The following is an 18,809-nucleotide window of genomic DNA, read 5'->3' as shown; positions in this document are numbered from 1 at the left end:
ACTGAAATCGTTTGACTCTTGCACCCTTATTTTCACAACAACACATAGCTATTTCGAACGATTCTCGATCATATAAAAATTTATATATTTTATTTGATTATATGTTTTATACTATGACTATTACATATAGTGGAAAGAATATGAGAGGTGAATAGCAGTGCGGTCCAATGAATTCCAAAGTTTTGATTTTGCTTTTACACATGCTGTAATTGGAATGGCTCTAGTTTCGTTAGATGGAACGTTCCTAAAATGGAATTCAGCCCTAAGTACCCTATTGGGATATGATCATAACGAGTTAATAACACCTTCACCATCCGTCCGAACCCTTCTAAGTCAGATCCATGAAATTGCTGAGCTTGGAAGGTCTCTTTCCTCTATGAACATCCATCCGCATCGATTCCAACAGGACTACTACCTACCAACCGGACAGCTGTTATCAATAGAGATCTCCATATCTATCGTTTCGGATGCTAATGGTGCATCCCTATATTATTTTACTCAATTTGAGAACAAGACCTTGATCAGGCAAATAGAAAATCAGCTGCAAGAAGCGGAAAGCAGTCTACTAGAAAAAGATAAATCATTCCTGCAACTCCTTGAGGGATTACCTCTGACCGTTGTTATTACAGTAAAAGGGATTATTCAGTATGTGAATTCAGCGGGCTTACAGTTAATCCATGCGGAGAGCCTGAATCAATTGGTGGGTACATCCACTACTAATATTGTAGACCTTTCCAATCATGCTATCCTCCAAGAACGAAGGGAAAGATATTACAGTGGTGACACGATTGGCTCTGTTTGCTACTTAATTAATTGCTTAAATGGTCAGCAGAAATTTGTGGATGGATTCACATTACCGATTATCTTCAATGGAAACAAGGCATTTATCGGAATATTTAAAGATGTCTCTCAGCAAATGCTGGAAGAAGAACGGCTAATCCAATCCGAGAAATTATCTACCGCAGGGCAATTAGCAGCTGGAATCGCTCATGAAATCAGAAATCCGCTTACCGCCATTAACGGCTTTATGAAGCTGCTTCGCTCTTCCGAGCGCATGAATGATAAATATTTTTTCATTATTGAGTCAGAATTGAAACGCATCGAATTTATCGTCAACGAGCTGCTGGTCTTATCCAAGCCACAAACGACGCATGTCAGTAAACCAGTGGATTTATTATCTTTACTAGAACAAGTCACCACACTAATGAATGGACAAGCTGCACTGAAAAACCTTCAGATCCTCCCTGTCTGTACAGATCACTCCATATGGGTCCATGGTGAGGCTTATCAGCTGAAACAGGTATTTATTAATTTACTTAAAAATGCGATGGAAGCAATGAATAGTGGAGGAAACATATATATTCATGTGCTTACAAATGAAAGCGAAGCCCGAATCAGCGTGCAAGATGAAGGTTGCGGGATGACAGAGGAACAGATTAAAGCACTTGGTAAACCATTTTATACGACAAAAGAAACAGGAACAGGCCTTGGATTTATGATCACGCAGAATATTGTACATAATCATGGCGGAGCGATCACTATAGAAAGTGTTCCTGAGCAAGGCACTACATTTACGGTAACCATTCCAAAAATTTTAGAGCCAGAGGAAGCTGTCATATAACATAAGAAGTTCCGGAATCGCAACATCGTGCAAGAATGCACCTGATTTTCACATTATAATGCTTATACATAACTGGAAAAGAAGGTGCAGCAGTGACTCGTGAAGTTCGGACCATCGTCTTCGATAGCGACTTGAATTTTGAGGCGTATCGCTTTGAAGGGATCATGCAGAAATTCCCTAACCATTTTCATGACTATTACGTTATAGGTTTTATTGAACAAGGCAAAAGACTTATGATTTGTAACAATGAAGAACATATCCTTAACAGCGGAGATGTTATCATCTTTAATCCGCAGGATACCCACACCTGTGAACCGATGGACGGAAACTCCTTTGATTACCGCGCCTTCAATATTCAGCCTGAGATAATGCGTAAGTATGTGCTTGAAATTACCGGCATGGACTACTTGCCTCGGTTCACACATAATGCGCTTTACCAAAGTGAACTGGCAACCTCATTACACGATCTACATCAAATGATATTAGAGGATCAAACTGATTTTCAAAAAGAAGAATTGTTTCTGTTTCTCCTGGAGCAGCTTCTGAGGGAATATTCCGATGCAGAGCCCTTCTATTCTTCACAAGACCTTACCTCTGAAATCAAAACCATTTGCGAATACATAGAGACTCATTATGCGCAGAATATTACCCTCAATCAATTAAGTGAATTGACAAGCTTAAGCAAATATCATTTTCTGCGTTTATTTACCAGACAAAAAGGGATATCTCCTTATCGATACTTGGAAACCATTCGGATTAATCAGGCCAAGCGACTTTTAGAACAAGGAGTACTCCCCATAGAAGTGGCCTCACTAACCGGATTCAGCGATCAGAGCCATTTCACAAATTTTTTCAAAAAATTGATTGGCTTAACCCCTAAGCAATATATGCGTATATTTATTCAGCTGCCGGGACAAACGCGATCAACGGATCGCATGATATGATGGATCAACGCAAGACCCATACGGGACATCTGCTGGCACTAATTACAATTATCATCTGGGGAACGACCTTTATCTCTTCAAAAATACTATTAACGGATTTTACGCCTGTTGAAATTCTGTTCTTCCGCTTTCTTTTGGGTTACTTTGTATTGTTACTGATCTATTCACGTCCAGTGCGAACGAAATCCATTAAGCAAGAATTACTATTTATTTCAGCAGGATTATGTGGAATTACTTTATATTTTCTTCTAGAGAACATTGCCCTAGTCTACACCCTTGCTTCCAATGTAGGCGTGATTGTCTCAATTGCTCCATTCTTCACAGCTGTGATTGCTCACTTCTTTTTGGAGGAAGAGAAATTTCATCGTCAGTTTATATTAGGATTTGTAATTGCGCTGTCTGGAATTATTTTAATCGGGCTAAATGGAAGTTTTCTTCTAAAACTGAACCCGATCGGAGACCTATTGGCTTTCATAGCCCCTATGGTTTGGGCCATTTACTCTGTATTAATGCGAAAAATAAGCGATTTACAGGCTCATACGATTGGGGCTACCCGTAAAGTATTTTTTTATGGAATCTTATTTATGCTGCCAGCTTTATTTATCTTTGATTTTCATTTGGATCTAAGTAGATTCAAAGAAATCCAAAATATTACTAACATCCTCTTTTTAGGACTGGGAGCCTCTGCTTTATGTTTTGTCACCTGGAATCGGGCTGTAGGAATCTTAGGAGCCGTAAAAACAAGTGTGTACATATATATTGTGCCTGTAGTTACGGTGGCAGCCTCTGCCCTTATCCTGAATGAAAAGATCACCTGGGCAACTTTGCTGGGAACCTTCTTGACGCTAACCGGCTCATATATTTCTGAACGCAAACCGAAATAATCATTCATCTCCTAGGATTAAAATACGAAGCTATTCCAATATATGGTGTGGATCTAAAAACCAATTAGGGACAATTTCCCTAATTCATCCTAAACGCGAAAAAAGGGGCGTACCGGAGTAGCTTAATGCTACTTCGGTACGCCCCTTTCATTATGGACGCTGGTAAACGCTGCTGATCAAAACAGCGAAACAGGAATGAACTTTCTTCCACCCTTGACTAGGGTGGATTCTAACATATCCCCTTTGACACCTCCGAAATAGAGCTGCCAGTACACACCAAAGCGAACGCTAACGTCATTCTTCACTAGCTCCGGTGGTGTTACAATCAGCCACTGAAATTTTAGAGCCTTAGAAATTTCAAATACGGGATCAAGCACGTTATTAGAAACCATTTCTCCAAAAGGATTGTCATATAAAAAGACCGTCCACCCTTTGTTCTCACGATTTACACGTTTATGCGTCATGATCATCATGGCTACCAGCAGCTGTACAGATTGGCGTTGTCCACCACTGCCGACAGCCTCATCCAGTGCACCCCGATTGATGATCTCCCAGTCGGAATAATGATAATCTTCCGGAGCGGCGTAGAGGAAGTAATTTTCCGTTACTGGTTTATATACCTGAAGAATCGGGAAGCGATTCTGAAGCGCCGCATAGACGATTCGTCCGTCATTTATAACCTCTTTGATTACCAGCGCTGGTACTTGTTCAATCTTTGGATATTTTGAGAGTAGTTCATTGATACACCGATTGAAATAGTCGCTCACCATCGGCTCTACCTCATCACTTGATCTCGGTATACTGATATTCTTATAATTCAGGCGTACCAGCGGGAAAGCATAATTATTCTCGTTATGAATAATCATCCGACGTTCCATTCGCTTCATAATATCAATGATTTGTACTACACGATAAGAAGCCCGGGCGACCCACATCTTGCGGGACAGATCCATATCCTCCTTATCACTTTGAATGCTCTCAATCTGATCGCGTGAGCTACGTAACATCGAATCTAGGACTTGCTGAGCAATAGCGAAGTTATCCCAATGAACCGTATTTAAACGATCTAGAATCTTGGTCTCCAGTTCAGAATTCCGTTCGTTTTTGGCAAGTTTTCCGGTTAATGAATTTTTCTCTTCCTTCACCTTTCTGGAGACCTCGTCCCGTCTAACTCGGCTATCCTTAATACGAAGAAGCCAGTCAGCAACCAGTGACTCACAGCCTTCTCTTACGCTCAGCATTAATTCTTCTGGCACAGTCCGTAGATTGACCCGATCCTCAATATGTGCATTCATGATCTTGATTTGATTGGATAACGTCTGAATAAGCGTATCCATTCGTTCCAAAGATCGTTTACACTGGTTAAGCATGAGCTCATTCTCTTGGAAACGCTCTTGAATGTCCGCCTCTTTTTGCTCGAGTAGCTCATTCCAAATTTCCACGGCACGCTCATGTTTCTCTTTGATTCCTTTTTCTACCTTACGCAATTCCTTCTGCAAATTCTCCAATTCGGTTTGGCAGCGGATGAAAGAGTCGTGAACCATCTGATAGTCTTCTTCCAGTGAAGCAGTTTCCGACTTTTGACGGTTTCTTGCAGCCATAATGGATTCAGTAGATTCAGCAGGCTCTGTTACCTTCCGCCAATTCTCATCCACTTGATTCAGGCTGGCTTCAAGCTCCGTTAGATTCTCGCTCGCCGCTTTAATCTGGGCGGCTCTTGTTCGAATTTCAAGCTCATTCTCCGTCAGAGATTGCTGCAGACTTTCAACCGTACTGAGCTGCTGCAACAGAAGGTTCTGCTCTACAGGATCTATTGGTGTGGGGTCCATATCATCCGAAAGCTGATGATATGTCGGAAATACAATTTCAGGGAACCAATGTTGCAGTCTAGGAAACAGAGCATACTTGGCATCTCCCATCCATTTCTCACGCTCTCCGCCAAGGCTTACCATTTGCGCTTCAAGATGCTCAAGTTGCTGGTCCTTACTCGCAAGCTCTTTGCTCACTAGACTCTTACGATCTGTATACTTTTTCTTCTCCTTTTGATCCTGCTCATGTTTCTTCGAACGTTCAATCCAACCTTGCAACGCTGCTGCTCTCTGCTCATGCTCTGCACTAAGCGCTTTATTCTCGATAAGTTCCCGACCGATCCGAGCAAGCGTGCTCTCGTTCTCATTAATCTCGTTGCTCAGACTGATAATGCTCTGCTGAAGTTCACTTTGCAGTTTCATAAGAGTATTGCGTTTGGCTGTAATCGTCACAGTGTTCTCTGTTTGATATAACCGCTCATATTCCTGACGCACAGATTTCAACTTCGATAAATAAGCCTCCGCGTCCTGAAGCACTTGTTCTTGCTCCTTAAGCTTCGCCTGAATACCGCTCTTAAAGTTTAAGAACCGATCTGGCTCCAGTACCATTTGTGGGCCTTGGTTAGCTAGAAGCTTAAAAGATACTGGATCTGAAGCTACCATCTCTTCACGGATAAAGATTGGCACCGCTGATTTCAGCAGCGTGTCCTTCAGCAAATCCGGTTTGATTTTATCAGCTTCGCGCCGGGTAACAATCAGACTATAAGGAAGGAGTGGATAGCGCTCTAGTTCTTCCTCACGTTCAAGGTATGGACGATCATTTAAATAGGAACTGCCCGGTGTGGATTGAATCTTGAGCGAATCGAGTGTATCCTTGACCGCGAGAATATCTGAATTCGGCAGCCAGTAGGATTGGTTCTGAAGTTCCACGTCCATAAGCTGATTGTAGTACTCTCGTCTGGAACGTTTTGTCTGTTGCTCCACTTCATCCATTTTTCGGATAAATCGTAGTTGAATCGTATCCTGCTCTTCAAAAAGGCCAGTAGCTCCCAAACGATTATGTTCATCAAACATTTCCAGTAGAACAACAATCTGTGACCATAATTGTGATTCTTTATAGGTCTGCGAATCAAGCAGTGCCCCAAGCTCGTCTGCCTCTCGTTCATAAGAGCGATGCTTCTCGCTGAGTTCTGCGTGATTCTTATGCAGTGCCAGCTTTCGGTTCTCTGCCTCTTTATGCTGTTCCTCTAGCACTTCCATATCCAGAATTATCGTTTTGGCAGCTGAAATCGCACGTTGAAGCGCTGCCACCGGAGCATGTGCAGCGTCCTGACCATGCTGAGCTGCGAATGTTCCGAGTTCTTCTGTATATTGACGGATAGATAGCGTCAATTCATTAATTTGGATATCCAGGCCTGCTAACTCCAACAGAAAGCTCTCCCGCTCCTTGCGCAGACCCTTTTCTTCAGTCGCCAGTGCCCGCTCAGCGTTTCCAAATCCTCTGATCGTTTGTTGCCAGAGGCTTGACACCACATCCCATTGTTTACGAAGCTTTTCTTTAGCCGTCTGAATGACCTCTTGACGTTCTTTCATCTCCAGAGATCCTTCGATTGCTTGAATTTCTTTCTGCCATTGCTCAATTTGTCGTGTGTGGAGCATACGTTTAGCTACGAAATGAGCCACTTCAAGCTTTTTCTCCTGAGCCTTGGAATCGTCCAGCCGTCCACGTGCACGTCTCTGATCATCACTAAGCTTTTTGAACTCATCTTGTTTCAGTTCCATTTCTTCCTTGCTGCGCAAATACTTTAGATTGTCCGTCTCAAATCGCAATTGCTTCGCATCCTGATAACGCCCCGCCAGTTCATTACCAACCTTACTTCGCTCTTCTTCCGCATTTCTCTGTTCTTCATGAATAACCGTAAAGATCTGACGCCCACGAAGTTCCGTTTCTTGAACAACACTCTCTGCCTCTACTCCTAGCTTCACCAGCTCGTATAAAGGTGCAGCCATGCCAAGAAACTCTGTATAGACCTGTTCCCGCTGTTCAAGCATCGGTAGACGCTGAGCTACTGTCGCCGTGTCAATAAACATCCGCTGCAGCGTATTGTCTTCTTCTTTGGGTCCCTCATTTAGACTGGAACCTATCTCAGGGATAATTAGCTTTTCGAATAAGTTATGGTTGGTAAAGGCATCATTCTTTTTAAAATAACCTTTAATACCGCCCTCTTCCCCATTGATCCGCCGCATATTGCGCCACTCGGCGATATGGATATCCCGGGTAGCCAGGAAATCATAATATCTTTTTAAATCCGAGCTATGGCTACCAAAAGGTACAATTTCCCCTCGCCGATCTCGTATAAATTGCTGGATCGTTTCAAAACTCGTAGGTTCAGCAGTTTCTTCATCGAAGAGTGGCAACGTCGAAAGGGTGAGTTCAGATGCATCGCCATAATCAGTAAGTGCGTATAGAAGGTAATCCACTTTAATATCCTGCTGATCCAGTGAGTTATGTGCCGTCATAGCAATACCAGTCGTCATATATTCATTACGCTCATTGTTGTCCAGATGCCATTCGATAGCTACATGAAAGGTGTAAGGTTTAAGTTGTTTTTTATGATTATGAAAAAATGCTTCCACCTGGTTCTCACTATCTTTTCCCCATGGCGTTTTGGGCATTAATAACTGAAATATGGATTGCAGCAGTACGCCCTTCCCGCCACCATTCATAAGCGTAATAAGCGTATTGCTTGGCCCCTCTTCGTTACAGAGATCCAGAATCATATCATCATATTTCTTGAGCATTTTCTCGTATTTAAGTCCTGTAATCCGTATGCGTTCAATCCGCGGCATTAATAGCACCGTCTTTCTCAGCTAAAGTTCGTCCGATGAGTTTCTTCAATTCCTGATACCGGTCAACATCATGATATAAATACCGCATTCTCTCATAAAGCTCTTCCCGTGGGAATATCCGCTTCTCTGACTCCGAGATGAACACGAGCTTCTCCTCTTCGAGGAGCTTCATGCCTTCATGAATCAGCCCAATTCGTGAGCCTGCGCCTCTTGTCAGAAGATCGCTCTCTTCCTGACTCTTAGTTTGCATATAGAGGTTAGTCCACACCTTCGACATCGCTTGGATATCCAAGCGCCACTGCTGACTAAACCGACCTTCATCATCCATCTGCATCCATGCTTGGAAAAGTGAAGACACCTGATCTGATATCTGTATATAGGACATACTGTCCTGCCCGGACTTAAAGTGAGTCTCGTCCTGATCCATCTCGGCCAGAAACACAAGGATGATGATATTAATGATATGTAAATGAGTTTTACGCTCAATTCGTGAGTATTTATTCTTCAACTGGGTAAAGTTGGTGGCGAACACTGACCCGAGTGGATTGACCAACAAATGGAGACGGTGTCCCGAATTCATCACTCGGCAGCCTGCCTCCTTGGCAACATATTGAAGCGCATCATATGTTCCTGCATCCTGCAGGCATTCCGCTGCCGCAGGATCATCGAGAGGGATTACTTTTTTACGAAGTAATTCAAAAAATAGCCGTGAAGCTTGCTGTACCTGTTCTAATGTATAACTCATGCTAGTAACCTCTCACCTCTCCACGATCGTAATAGTATATGGGCTCATGTCTAGACCAGACCAGCGTACCCTTAGGGCTGATTCTTGCGCAATGCTCGTCCGCAATAGCTTGCCGCGCAGGCTCTCCAATTGAGGATCATCCGCAAGTACATAACGGATTAGCAACTGGCATTCATCGGATCCGTTGCTGTTCTCAGGAGCCTGCTCTTGCACAGTAATCTCTGAATGAAAAAACTGCACCCACAGATCGACAGCATCTGGTGTGCGTGCCCATCTTGTTAATTCCTCCTCGGTAAAAGCTTCTGCAGTAAACGTAAAGCTTCCCCGCTCGGCTAGCGCACTGAACACAGGCTTCCACAGTTCAACGACTTCCGCCCATGGAATACCTTTAGGAATATATTGAGCATTCTCAGCATAGAGCTCATCTTCAAGTTCATCTATTACTATATCCGGGATAAAACCAACCTCTTGCTCCTCCCAAGCCCAAGGAAGTGGATAGACAAAATCCTGATTCGGAGCAAACAATCCGCCGAGCAGCAGTTCAAAGCTGTCACCGCTTGGCAGCCCCTCTTCTTTAACCCATTCCTCCCATACATGCGTACGGAAATTAAAGCCTGCGGCTCCCCAGAATAGTTCAGGAAAGTTCAATCTTAAGTTGGTCTCCACCTCGAAAATATTCAAGACTATCTCAGCCAGCTCATCGTGTACACGCCTTGAGAGCTCGACTCGTTCAGAAAGAATGCGGATCTCATTAAAGTCGATCACATCTTTCTCGTCATTGGCTAGCCGAGCCAGAGAACGATGAATATTATCAAAATGCTTGCGTTCCTCATCGAATTGCTGATGAATTTCTTCAAGTCGCTGATGCCGGGCCACTCCGAATTCACTAAAAATATGCTTCGGGTTACGGCGCAATGCATTCCGGTATTCCTGCTGCTCATGAGTCATCTTTCGAACCCGGGAGATAAGCTCATTCACATCCTGAAGCGCCCGAGTTACACGTCCATGCTTAATATGCATCTGAATCTCGAGCAGCTTGATGCTTATCTGGAACTCTTCGATAATCTCATGACTCATAAAAATAAGCTCCATGGCATATTCGGAGAGACGATAGATTGTTCTGCCGCTCTCTTCCCAGCTACTGCGGGTCGCATCCTCATCCACCATGAAATACTTATATTTCTGCACAGACATTTGCCGAGCCGCATCATCATAATAATAGGATTCAAAGTCCCCACCATTTCCGCTCCAGAGCAGGCCGTCTACTAAACGTTCTACGGATTCGGTAGTCCCGAGATTCGCAATATTGAACCGTTCCAATGCAGTCCAAGCCAACGCTATTATATCTTCCTTGGATCTTCTCTCATTGGATTCTAGCTCCAAATAATAGACTTGCAACAAGATGCTTAAAGACACCATTTCTTTGTATGGTTGGATTTCGCCAAGGTTCATCCCAGCCCCCAGATTCCATAGGGGATTCAATCGTTTATTTCGTTCGCCAAAATCCGACCAATTCATCTTTCTGCCATCCTCACCATCACTTCATAATTTAAAATTTCCTGCGGAACCCTTAGGTCCTCCTCCAGTAATCGTTCCGTAAATGCATTCAGTTCCATGTTTCTAGAGAGCTCTTGCAATACGTTGTGCAGATGATCCGGGTTACAGATCTGTGGAAGCTTATATGTATATGGCTCCTCTGTCAGCTTCATCATCTGTTCATAAATTGGAATCGCCAGTTGGAGATTTAAATCCGGATAACTGACTTTCAATTTACCGTAAATATCCCAACCTGCCTTGTCCATATCTCCTACATATAATAGGGTGGTTTGAAGTGGATCAATATTCAATTCCTCTAGAAAGAGCAAGCTACTATCAATCTTCCAGCCTTCACCATAAATCAGCATGTCCGGAGATAAACCACAAATCATCATATCACTAAACATTAATCGTTTGGCTGAGTGGAAAAATGATTTATTCTCAACAATAAGAATATTTCGTACGGTTACTGCTGGCTTGACGTAATAAATAAACGGTTCCCTCGCATATACACATTTCAGGCTTTCTAGTGTTAGTTTCACTCTAGTAAGAAATTGTTTTCCTTCAGGATCAGAGAGCCATTTCTCTTGACCAAACAATTCCAGTGACCTTTCTTCTATAGTAATCATCTCGCGATCCTTCACCGTACGCAAAAAATTAGAAACCCGTTCTATCCGGCTCCAAAGCTCTTGCGTCTGAGTTTCAGGACGAATCAAGTAATAATGAAGATCTAGCAAATCTTGTACCCTTAACACAGCTGAAGGATCCCACCTCGCTTGAGCCGAGGCACTCTTAGATAACCAATAAGATGTAGGTATAGAGGGTTGTTTATAGCTCATCGGACTAGATTTTATCGGTTCTAGGTAACCCTCAGCCACAAGCTCGGTTATAGCGACCGCTAGAACACGAAACCCTCCGCCTAACAATTCATATTCTGCCGTTGTTTCATAAGCAGTTCTAATGATTTCTTTTTCCAGCTTATCAAGTTCTACTTTACTTCTCCCTGTACGGACAGCGCCAAACTTTTTCTCTAACGCATTCATAAGAATCGATCTCAAACGATCACCCTCACCAAATAAAAATAAAACCCGTATACATCCGTATAGGGTTCTGAAGTACGCGAATATATGTTTCTATTATATCAATTCATCGAAGGTTATGCTATTTATTGTTAAACAAAATAATAGATTCTATCCACGCATTTCTACTCTGCAGGATCTGGAGTACATGCCATGCAATACTGCTCTAATGTACTGTTGGGTAAGGGGATAACCTTAACCGTGCGGAATTGATAATGCTCATAGATGGGAAGATTACTTAGCGTCTGTGTCTCTAACGTGCATAGTGCATTCTTCTCACAGCATTCGGCAAGCAGCGGCTTCAAGATCTTCGATACATAGCCTTGTCCACGGTAACGTTCTTGCACTACAAGCATATCCAAATGCATATACTTCTGATCTCCAAACATCGATAACCATAAGGAGCTCATACTGCGCAAAGTGGCTAACCCTCGAATAAATCCTCGCACACCAATGATACGGCAAATCGGTAAACACTTGAGAATCGCCAGCCCAATTTGTTTCATATAGTTGACGTTCGAAATCAATGTCCCGCTCTGACGCTCCGAATGGAACACCAAGGCGACAGCTTCATAATTTGTTGACGTCGTTAGTAAATCCGAATAAGGATACAACATCTCAATATAACGATGAAAAAAAATGTTTAATACGCGGAGTCTGGTTGTTTCATCAGGCAAAATATGCTTATACAGTGGATCATCCTTTGCGAAGGCTTCTGCCAGAACGCTGGCGGCTTTCGGAATGTCCTGCCGATGAATTTTAATTAATGAACTACAAATAGTTCCACCTCATTTAGTTTACTTTCGCGATAGGCTCGGTTAGTGAACAAGCCATTCAAGAATATTATAACTGGTTCAGTCAAGCCCTCATTTAAGGCAATGAACTTCGATATGGCACGATGGTTCTATTGTCATTTCTTCATTGAATGAGATATGATTAAAAAGATTACAAAAATACTGGGAGGAAAAATGGAAGATATTATACTGTGGCTTAAATACTTGTTTCTAGGGTTTGTTCAAGGGGCAACTGAGCCAATCCCCGTTTCCTCGAGCGGCCATTTAATCATCGCGCAGAAATTGCTGGGCTTAAAACAGAATGGGCTATCCTTTGAAATCCTGACAAATACGGCTTCTCTAATTGCGATTTGCTTTATTTTCCGCAAAGATATCGGAAGATTGATCACTGGATTCGTTCAATTTATTCTGACCCGCAAAGAGGAATATAAGTCAGATTTTATGTTCTCTTTGTACATTATCATTGGCACCATGCCTGCGGTTATCGTAGCCTTGTTCTTTAAGGACCAAATTGAGGAGATCTTCTCGTCAGTACACACCGTGTCCATCGCCTTGCTGGTAACCGGGGTTGCTTTATGGTTAATTCGTAATCTTCGCGGTCGTAAACAAGATGGGGATTTAAAAACGAAGGATGCAGTCATAGTCGGACTAGCCCAAGCTGTAGCTCTTATTCCTGGGATAAGTCGCTCAGGCGCAACGGTCATCTCTTCCATTGCTGTGGGAATGAAGCAAGAAACTGCTTTACGCTTTTCTTTTATGCTGTATATTCCAATCAGTCTGGGCGGACTTGTTATGGGGGCATCTGATATTGCCAGTGACCCGAACCGAGCGCAACTAGCAATTCCATACTTAATTGCATTTATCACTACACTAATCGTTACGTATTTTTCTATGCGCTGGTTTATGGGGATTATGGCTAAAGGTAATTTGAAGTACTTCTCTTACTACTGCTTCTTGGCTGGGATACTACTCCTTATCTTCATGTAAGTACATGATTTCAAACAAAAACCCTCATGACAATCTCTGGGATTACAGAGAGCATGAGGGTTTTTCATCCTATTTTAAGAGGGATATTACTTCACCACTCGACCGAATCTTGCCGATTCTAGGGAAAATCGTTTTACACACATAGTCATGCTCTTCTTTCGTAGAAGCAGTCATTGCATCTTCCACAAAAACTTGGTTGTAACCAAGCTGATAAGCTTCTCTAGCTGTCGTATCCACACCTATGGATGTAGAAATACCACACAAGACAATTGTATCTATACCACGACGCCGTAGCTGTAAATCAAGATCCGTTCCGAAGAATGCCCCCCACTGACGTTTAGATATCACATGTGCGTTTTTGAAGTCAGATAATTCAGGTACCAAGGTATCCCAACCTTCTGGAATGGCTCCTGCATTCATCTTCAGATCTGTTTGAGGTCTTAACATATCCTGTCCATCTAACGAGGATACTCTTACAAGTACTACAAACGCCCCCTTTTCCGTGAAGGCTTGAACTAAACTGCTGCCCTTCTGAACCACCTGCTCACCTGTATGTGGAGCCTTATTAGGCATGTTAACAATTCCATTTTGCAAGTCGATTACAACCAGCGCCGTTTTCTTTGCATCAATACATTCAGTTTCTGATCTCTTTAAGTCTTCCATTGTCTTCTCTCCCATTTAATCTTAGTTTTTTATACACTTTAAAATAAACCCAGCCTGCATTTATCAATAGCAAAACACTCGTAATAAAGAATACATCTCGGATCCCAAACCAGGCTGCCACTTGCCCACCTAGAACCGAACCCGCAAATGTGCCAAGATAACCTGCCGACATGTTAAATCCAAACACTCTTCCTGTAAGCGCATCTGGTGTTATTTTCTTAACGAGGATATTCACAGAAGGTATTAACCCACCTGCCGCTAATCCTAGTAGAAAACGCAGACCCATTAACTGCCAAGGATTCTGAACAAACGCTTGTGGGATAAACAGAAGTCCTGCCGCTATAAGCGCAACTAGTATAACTTTTTGAGCACCTATTCGGTCAGACAACTTGCCAAGCCTTGGAGCAGCAATGATGTTAGCCAGCCCTGAAGCTGAGAAGGTCATCCCTGCAAGCAGAGCCACATGACTAGCACTCTTGGAGAGCTGAGTAACATATACCGTAATAATTGGTTCTACAGAGTATAAAGCAACAGTTAGAATAAAGAAGGTTACAAACAAGGTTAGCGTTAGGCTCTTCTCTGGAACACTGCTCCAGACCTCCTTGATACTTAGCGTCTTTTTATCTTCACGATGAAAAGATTCCTTCACGAACAAAGCGGTAGTAATGAAGGCAACCAGCATCAGTCCACCCGTAACAAAAAATGAACTTTGTAAACCCATGCTTTCTGCAATGAAACCACCAATCGTTGGGCCAAGCAAGGCTCCAGCAATACTGGCTGTTGAAAGAGTTCCTAAAGCATATCCTGCATGTTCCTTATCCGTCTGAGTCGCGATTAATGTAGTACAAGCTGTACTATAACCCGTTATTGTGCCCTGTAATAATCTTAGTGCAATTAATACATACACATTAGGCGCAAAACCCATACAGCTGATCACAATCGCCATCCCAAGACTTGCCCGCAAAAGCATTGGTTTCCGTCCGAACCTGTCTGCCGCCAGTCCCCAAATGGGTGAAAATATGGCTGAAACGATAAAGGTAATCCCAAAAGCAATGCCAGAAAACTGAGCAACGGAATCGGCATTATCCACGCCAAGATGCTTAATGTAAAGTGGCAATACTGGCGCAATCTGGCTCATACCTACACCCGTTACAAACATACCAAACCAGCAAACGATCAAATTCCTTTTCCACATGGACATAAAAAAAGCCTTCTTTCTGCTAACAATAACAACCTCATATTAACAGTCAGATTGGCTCTATACCATGCATTATTCTAAACTCCATGGACATTTTTGCTCTGAAATTCCGAAGGGCTGATGCCTGTCATTCTTTTGAAAATTCTGCTGAAATAAAATTCATCCGTAAATCCAAGGGTTTGCGCAACCGCTTTGATTTTTATGTCCCCTTCAAGAATCAGCTCTTTCGCTTTATCAATTTTCATTTTATTAAAAAACTCAATGATCGAATAACCTGTAATCTCTTTGAATGCTCTCGATAAATAAGCAGGTGAAAGCTGTACCAAATCTGACAATTCGCTCAAGCTAACTTTCTCATTGATCTTTTGATGCATATAATTAATAATTTTTTCCACCTTTAATGAAGTGGAGTAATTTTGACTTTGTTTTTGTGTATTTTGAGCAATTGCAATGATAAGCTGCTGTAACAAAGTCTTCGCTACAAATTCATACCCTGGCAGCTTAGTATTCCAGCTCTGAATCATTTGTCCGAAGATATCTTCCACTTGATAATAATCCTTCAACTCGGATACAGCTTGCAAATGGAGTGAATCCACATCACCACTAATTCCCCAGTTCTCCTCGTTCATGCTCACCTTCGCATAGTTGAAATGAACGGACAGAAAGCATAAGGGATCTTCAGCATCTATCTCTATTGAATGCTTAACATCTGGAGAAATATAGAATAACATACCAGCTTTAAACGAATGTCGTTTTCGCTCCATCATAAAGCTGCCCTTCCCTCCAGTCACTAAGAGAAGTTCATGATGCTGAAGGGTTCTAACGAGCTTGCTCCAATTTCTCTTGGGGTCGTTGAAGTATCTGTAATTACAATATAGTATGTGGAAAAATAGATTATTTATATTCATAAAATCCTCCAGCAAGCTCAGTTCTGCGACATAACCCAACCCATTATTCAACGGATAAAAAAACACTAACAAGAGAGTTAGTGTCCTTTATTCGTTATTGTATTCTTTAATTCTGAAAATCGCAAAAATAGTTTAATCCGGATTAGGGTCTCTGTATGAATAGTTGTGTCCAATAATGTTGATATTGACTAGTCGCAGTTCCCCCTACATAACCAACCCCAATATCCGTAAAGCGAGGATCCAAAATATTAGCCCTATGACCAGTACTATTCATCCACGTTCTCATTACTGCTTCAGGTGTTGCTTGGCCCGCCGCGATATTTTCTGCATAAGCACGCCACTCCACTCCAAATCGATCTAGCATTTGAGAGGGGGTACCATAAGTTGGAGAGGTATGACTAAAATAGTTATTATCCCTCATATCTCTTGATTTCAAAACCGCAAGATCAGTTAGCCGCGTATTTAGAGTTAAGGCAGCGATTCCTCTACTCGTACGTTCTTCGTTGACTAATCTAAAAACTTGCAATTCAAATGCGTTAGCTTGTCTAATATGAATCCTTGACTTCCCTACTCTTTTCGTTCCGGAACTACGTTTCGTTTTTATTCCTTTACTCAAAGAACTTTTGACTCTTCTTATTGAAGATATTCTTTGCTTCATGATTTTCCCTCCTACACTGTATTTACAACAATATATTGTGGAAGAGGTCTTCACGCTTGTACCAAAGTCTATAATTCTACTATAAATTTTGTTAATCCTATGTACTTGATTTCTCTTTGCCTTGACATGTATGTGTTACTTTATGTTAATATAAACAAATCATAAACGTTGATATATCATCTATTTTTCTAATTAGGAGAGATCATATGGATTCCAAAGACCCGCTAGGGTTAGTTATTCGAGATTTACACTTAGAATTAGCCAATTATTTAACAAAATTGCTTGCACCCGTTCGGCTTGCGCCTGAACAACATTTACTTATGGCTTTGTTGCTTGAGAAAGAAGGTCTATCTCAGAACGAGATTGCTAATAAACTTGGGAAGGATAAAGCCAGTGTTGCCCGAATGATCGCTAGCTTAGAGAACAAGGGATACATTCATAAAGTACCAAGTACGCAAGACCGTCGTTCGGTAAATGTTTTTGTCACAGACGAAGGCAGGAAATTAGAGACTGTAATCAATGAGGTGACGATCAAATTAAACGAAATTATAGCGACAGGATTCTCTCCTGCGGAGTACTCAGCGCTAACAACTTTGTTAACTCGTGTGCAGAATAATGTAAGAGAGGCATAAATGTATATCCTCTGCCCTATAGTTGACATATCATCTATTCTTCAAAAATAATACGAATCCATTTCTGAAAAGAGGTTTATCCCTATCATGGAATCAACAGCAGCTGTTCAAGTTAAACGTCCCGCCCTAATGGCCTTCTCCCTTATGCTAGGAGCATTCGTCGGACTATTTAGTGAAACTGCCTTAAATATGGCTTTTACCAACTTAATGGATGAATTTTCAATCAACGCCTCAACGGTTCAATGGCTAACCACAGGATATTTACTTGTATTAGGTATCCTCGTTCCGATATCCGCCCTATTAATGCAATGGTTTACCACTAGACAATTATTCACAGCATCCTTGTTATTATCTATCATTGGTACTTTAATTGCTGCCCTCTCCCCCAATTTCACCTCCTTATTAATTGCGCGTTTAGTGCAAGCCTTGGGAACTGGTTTATTGCTGCCCCTAATGACGAACATTATTCTAATAATTTTCCCTGCACATAAACGTGGAACTGTCATGGGGATGATGGGACTTGTTATTATGTGCGCACCGGCCATCGGGCCAACTTTGTCTGGTTTGATCGTGGATCATTTGGGCTGGGAGTTTATCTTTTGGACAAGTTTACCTTTATTATTATTTACATTTGGATTCGGATTAACATTTATCAAAAATGTAGCCAAAATCTCTAAACCTAAAATAGATATTTTATCCATTCTACTTTCTACTTTCGGATTTGGTGGCATCGTATTTGGATTTAGCAACATCGCTGATCATGCTTTAAGTGAAATCATTGTCTATCTGCCTCTTATCGTTGGTGTCATCAGCTTAATTCTGTTTGTATTAAGACAGTTTAAGTTGGAAACGCCGATGCTAAATTTACGAGTGTTTAAATATCCTATGTTTACAATAGGTCTGATAATGGTCTTTTTAGGAATGATGATCATTTTATCCTCTGCCATTTTATTACCGTTATATTTAAAAGGAGGTTTATTGTTATCAGCTACAGCTGCAGGAATTCTACTCCTTCCAGGGAGTGTGATTAACGGAGCTATGGCTCCAGTTACGGGTAGAATATTTGATAAATTCGGTCCAAAATTATTGCTGCCGCTTGGATTCTCCATCGCAACCATTGCAGGTTTTCTATTTACATGCAATTCTACTGAAACCAGTAACCTGACCTTTATTTTAATACACTGCGCTATGTTTATCGGATTAGCTATGGTCATTATGCCCGCTCAAACCAATGGCTTAAATCAGTTACCCGTGAAATACTATCCGGATGGGGCTGCTGTTATGAACACACTTCAACAAATCGCAGGTGCTCTTGGTACAACGTTCGCCGTTACACTAATGTCTAGCGGACAAACACGATTCGCGAATACACATCCAACTGCTGCACAGCCTGAAATTTTAACCGCAGGAATTACACATGCATACTTATTTATCGCAGCAATTGCAGTTATCGGATTACTTTTATCGTTATTTGTGAAGCGTATTAGAGTTTATTAATTTTA

At 41.9% G+C, this 18,809-nt stretch carries 15 protein-coding genes; 6 read left to right on the top strand and 9 right to left on the bottom strand.

All coding sequences use genetic code 11. The annotated features are described in order from the left end of the window. The first annotated feature begins 157 nt into the window (after nt 1-157). The 3 genes from ACQKMP_RS12180 (at nt 158) to ACQKMP_RS12170 (ending at nt 3,449) form a co-directional block, all read left to right on the top strand. Nucleotides 158-1,621 (top strand): ATP-binding protein, encoded by a 1,464-nt coding sequence (locus ACQKMP_RS12180; RefSeq protein ID WP_427469458.1) that lies wholly within the window; start codon nt 158-160, stop codon nt 1,619-1,621. A 92-nt stretch (nt 1,622-1,713) separates the two neighbouring features. Beyond that, nucleotides 1,714-2,565, top strand: a complete 852-nt coding sequence (locus tag ACQKMP_RS12175; RefSeq protein ID WP_427469456.1) for an AraC family ligand binding domain-containing protein — start codon at nt 1,714-1,716, stop codon at nt 2,563-2,565. Continuing rightward, nucleotides 2,562-3,449, top strand: a complete 888-nt coding sequence (locus ACQKMP_RS12170) for a DMT family transporter (protein WP_427469455.1) — start codon at nt 2,562-2,564, stop codon at nt 3,447-3,449. The genes ACQKMP_RS12175 and ACQKMP_RS12170 overlap by 4 nt, the downstream gene beginning before the upstream one ends. Before the next feature lie 176 nt (nt 3,450-3,625). Here ACQKMP_RS12170 and ACQKMP_RS12165 read toward each other — a convergent pair whose 3' ends face one another. The 5 genes from ACQKMP_RS12165 to ACQKMP_RS12145 form a co-directional block, all read right to left on the bottom strand. Beyond that, nucleotides 3,626-8,107, bottom strand: coding sequence for a hypothetical protein (locus ACQKMP_RS12165; RefSeq protein ID WP_427469454.1), 4,482 nt, complete (start codon nt 8,105-8,107; stop codon nt 3,626-3,628). Continuing rightward, complete coding sequence (locus tag ACQKMP_RS12160; RefSeq protein ID WP_042189773.1) at nt 8,094-8,852, bottom strand: DUF6063 family protein; 759 nt, start codon at nt 8,850-8,852, stop codon at nt 8,094-8,096. The genes ACQKMP_RS12165 and ACQKMP_RS12160 overlap by 14 nt, the downstream gene beginning before the upstream one ends. 12 nt (nt 8,853-8,864) lie before the next feature. Then, the gene (locus ACQKMP_RS12155) at nt 8,865-10,370 is read right to left on the bottom strand and encodes a hypothetical protein (protein WP_379423710.1); all 1,506 of its coding nucleotides are present in this window, start codon (nt 10,368-10,370) and stop codon (nt 8,865-8,867) included. Then, nucleotides 10,367-11,446: a Wadjet anti-phage system protein JetD domain-containing protein gene (locus ACQKMP_RS12150; RefSeq protein ID WP_427469453.1), complete on the bottom strand. Its 1,080-nt coding sequence runs from the start codon at nt 11,444-11,446 to the stop codon at nt 10,367-10,369. The genes ACQKMP_RS12155 and ACQKMP_RS12150 overlap by 4 nt, the downstream gene beginning before the upstream one ends. A 146-nt stretch (nt 11,447-11,592) precedes the next feature. Beyond that, nucleotides 11,593-12,144 (bottom strand): GNAT family N-acetyltransferase, encoded by a 552-nt coding sequence (locus tag ACQKMP_RS12145; protein WP_427469452.1) that lies wholly within the window; start codon nt 12,142-12,144, stop codon nt 11,593-11,595. A gap of 291 nt (nt 12,145-12,435) precedes the next feature. Between ACQKMP_RS12145 and ACQKMP_RS12140 the strand changes: the two genes are divergently transcribed. After that, complete coding sequence (locus tag ACQKMP_RS12140) at nt 12,436-13,248, top strand: undecaprenyl-diphosphate phosphatase (RefSeq protein ID WP_339242387.1); 813 nt, start codon at nt 12,436-12,438, stop codon at nt 13,246-13,248. Nucleotides 13,249-13,317: 69 nt separating this feature from the next. Here the strand turns inward: ACQKMP_RS12140 and ACQKMP_RS12135 are convergent, their stop codons facing one another. The 4 genes from ACQKMP_RS12135 to ACQKMP_RS12120 form a co-directional block, all read right to left on the bottom strand. After that, nucleotides 13,318-13,911: a hydrolase gene (locus tag ACQKMP_RS12135; protein WP_042189790.1), complete on the bottom strand. Its 594-nt coding sequence runs from the start codon at nt 13,909-13,911 to the stop codon at nt 13,318-13,320. Beyond that, nucleotides 13,883-15,112, bottom strand: coding sequence for a multidrug efflux MFS transporter (locus tag ACQKMP_RS12130; protein WP_339242391.1), 1,230 nt, complete (start codon nt 15,110-15,112; stop codon nt 13,883-13,885). Before ACQKMP_RS12130 ends, ACQKMP_RS12135 begins: the two co-directional genes overlap by 29 nt. 74 nt (nt 15,113-15,186) lie before the next feature. Then, nucleotides 15,187-16,017, bottom strand: a complete 831-nt coding sequence (locus tag ACQKMP_RS12125; RefSeq protein ID WP_042189794.1) for an AraC family transcriptional regulator — start codon at nt 16,015-16,017, stop codon at nt 15,187-15,189. A gap of 142 nt (nt 16,018-16,159) precedes the next feature. Continuing rightward, nucleotides 16,160-16,675, bottom strand: a complete 516-nt coding sequence (locus ACQKMP_RS12120; RefSeq protein WP_427469451.1) for a CAP domain-containing protein — start codon at nt 16,673-16,675, stop codon at nt 16,160-16,162. A gap of 206 nt (nt 16,676-16,881) precedes the next feature. Here ACQKMP_RS12120 and ACQKMP_RS12115 point away from each other — a divergent pair, with 206 nt between their 5' ends. Further along, nucleotides 16,882-17,307 (top strand): MarR family winged helix-turn-helix transcriptional regulator, encoded by a 426-nt coding sequence (locus tag ACQKMP_RS12115; RefSeq protein WP_427469450.1) that lies wholly within the window; start codon nt 16,882-16,884, stop codon nt 17,305-17,307. Between the two features lie 87 nt (nt 17,308-17,394). Next, on the top strand, nt 17,395-18,804 hold the full coding sequence (locus tag ACQKMP_RS12110) for an MDR family MFS transporter (protein ID WP_427469449.1): 1,410 nt from the start codon (nt 17,395-17,397) through the stop codon (nt 18,802-18,804). The last annotated feature ends 5 nt before the right edge of the window (nt 18,805-18,809 follow it).

Origin of the sequence: Paenibacillus sp. NPDC101420 (assembly GCF_050277435.1) — a bacterium.
In the GTDB taxonomy this organism is placed as follows: Bacteria; Bacillota; Bacilli; order Paenibacillales; family Paenibacillaceae; genus Paenibacillus_AQ.
Note: the sequence above shows the minus strand (reverse complement) of the source record. Positions and strands in the feature narration are given on the sequence as shown.